The sequence below is a fragment of the Nguyenibacter vanlangensis genome, assembly GCF_013376155.1.
Classification (GTDB): Bacteria; Pseudomonadota; Alphaproteobacteria; order Acetobacterales; family Acetobacteraceae; genus Gluconacetobacter; species Gluconacetobacter vanlangensis.
The window spans coordinates 1-2,306 of record NZ_JABXXP010000462.1; the positions used below are offsets into that span (position 1 = coordinate 1).

Annotated in this window: 2 protein-coding genes; both read right to left on the bottom strand. The window is 66.1% G+C overall.

What is annotated here, in order from left to right:
• Position 1: 1 nt before the first annotated feature.
• Positions 2-1,021, bottom strand: coding sequence for a cytochrome d ubiquinol oxidase subunit II (gene cydB, locus HUK84_RS15295; protein WP_176641051.1), 1,020 nt, complete (start codon positions 1,019-1,021; stop codon positions 2-4).
• Positions 1,022-1,025: 4 nt separating this feature from the next.
• Positions 1,026-2,306 (bottom strand): cytochrome ubiquinol oxidase subunit I (locus HUK84_RS15300; RefSeq protein WP_176641052.1); only part of this gene is annotated, 1,281 nt, incomplete at its 5' end.

Below are 2,306 nucleotides of genomic sequence, written 5' to 3' on the forward strand. Positions count from 1 at the left end.
TTCAATGATAGCCATCGGCTTCCGTCACTTTTCCACGAAACACGCGATAGGAATAGATCGTGTAGGTCAGGATGATCGGCAGGAGGATGGCGGTGCCGATAAGCTGGAAGAACTGGCTCGACGGCGGCGAGGAGACGTCCCACAGCGTCAGGCTTGGCGGCACCGCATAGGGCCAGACCGTGATCCCGAGCCCCGACAGGCAGAGGAAGAACCAGCCGAGCGCGCACAGGAAGGGCACGCGCGTGTGACCCTTGCGCAGGCTTGCGGCCAGCAGCAGGCCGAGCACGACCACCAGGACGGGCACCGGCGCCACGAAGGCGATGTTCGGCCAGTCGGTCCAGCGGCGGAGATAGGGCGCGTGCAGCAGCGGCGTCCACAGGCTGACGGCAACGATGCCGACGAAGAGCCCGGCCGCCAGGCGCCGTGCCCAGCGGCGGCAGGAGGCCTCGAGGGTGCCGGTCGTGCGCCATACCAGCCATGTCGCGCCGAGCAGGGCATAACCGCACGTCACGGATATGCCGCAGAAGACGCTGAACGGCGTCAGCCAGTCCAGCGGGCCGCCGGAGAATGCGCCGTCGGTCACGGAGACGCCCTGGACGACGCCGCCCAGGATCGCCCCCTGGCAGAAGGCGGCAATGCCCGACCCCGCCATGAAGCCGGTATCCCACAGCGCCTCGCGCGCCGTGCCCCGCGTCATGACGCGGAACTCGAACGACACGCCGCGAAAGATCAGGGCCAGCAGCATCAGCACGATCGGCAGATAGAAGGCCGGCAGCAGCGTGGCATAGGCCCCGGGGAACACCCCGTACAGCACGGCCCCGCCGAGGACCATCCAGGTCTCGTTACCGTCCCAGACCGGCGCGATGGTATTGACCATCACGTCCCGGCGGCCCCGGTCGCGCTCCAGCGCGAACAGCATGCCGATCCCCAGGTCGAACCCGTCGAGGATGACATAGATCGTGATCGCGGCGATCAGGATCACGGCCCAGACGATCGGAAGCCAGTGTGCGAAATCCATCATGCCTTCAGGCTCCCTTGCCGGAAGAAAAGGTCACAACGGCCGGATGGACGCGTGTGGCCAGCATGTCGGACGCCCGTGCCGGCGCGGTGTCGGGCTCGCCTTCCTGCGGCGCGCGCGCCAGCAGCCGGATCAGGATCCCCAGGCCGGAACCGAACACGATGACATAGACGACGACGAAGGCCGTCATCGACACGGCCATGCTCGACAGGATGACCGGTGCCGCGCTGTCCGACGTCCGCAGCAATCCATAGACGGTCCAGGGCTGGCGGCCGACTTCCGTGGTGACCCAGCCGCAGAGCAGGGCGATGAACCCGGCCGGCGCCATGCACAGCGCCACGATATGGAAGACCGGACTGGTGAACAGGGTGCTGTTCCGGCGATGCCACAGCGACCAGAGCCCGACCAGCATCATCAGGACGCCGAGCGCCACCATGATGCGGAAGGAGAAGAAAATGACCGGCGATGGCGGGCGCTGGTCGCGGGGGAAATCCTTCATGCCCGGCACCTTGCCGTCCAGGCTGTGCGTCAGGATCAGCGAACCGAGCAGCGGGATCTTCACCGCATAATCCGTGTGCTCGGTCCTCATGTTCGGAATCCCGAACAGCAGTTCCGGCGCACGCCCTTCGGTCTTCCAGTCGCCTTCCATGGCGGCGATCTTCACCGGCTGGTATTTCAACGTGTTCAGGCCATGCGCGTCGCCGGCCAGAATCTGCACGGGCGCCACGATGGCGGCCATCCACATGGCCATGGAAAACATCACCCGCACCGGTTCGCCCGCGATCGCGCCCGCGCGGCGCGCCCGCAGCATGTGCCAGGCGCCGGTCGCGCCGACGGCGAACGCGACGGACAGGAACGCGGCCAAGCCCATGTGAACGAGCCGGAACGGAAAGGACGGGTTGAAGATGATGGCCAGCCAGTCATCGGGCAGGAACTGCCCGGTGGCGGGATCGATCCTGTAGCCGCGCGGCGTCTGCATCCACGAATTCGATGCCAGGATCCAGGTCATGGAAATCAGGGTACCCACCGACACGCAGCAGGTGGCGGCGAAATGCAGGCCGCGCCCGACCTTGTTCATGCCGAACAGCATGACGCCGAGGAAACCGGCCTCGAGGAAGAAGGCGGTCATGACCTCGTAGGACAGCAGCACGCCGGTGATCGGCCCCGCCTTCCTGGAGAACACCGACCAGTTCGTGCCGAACTCGTAGGCCATCACCAGGCCGGAGACGACGCCCATGCCGAAGACGATGGAGAACGCCTTGATCCAGTAGCGATAGAGATCGAGGAA

Bases quoted from the DNA above. Each gene is read 5' to 3' on its own strand.
- cydB (WP_176641051.1), bottom strand. From the start codon at position 1,021: ATGATGGATTTCGCACACTGGCTTCCGATCGTCTGGGCCGTGATCCTG.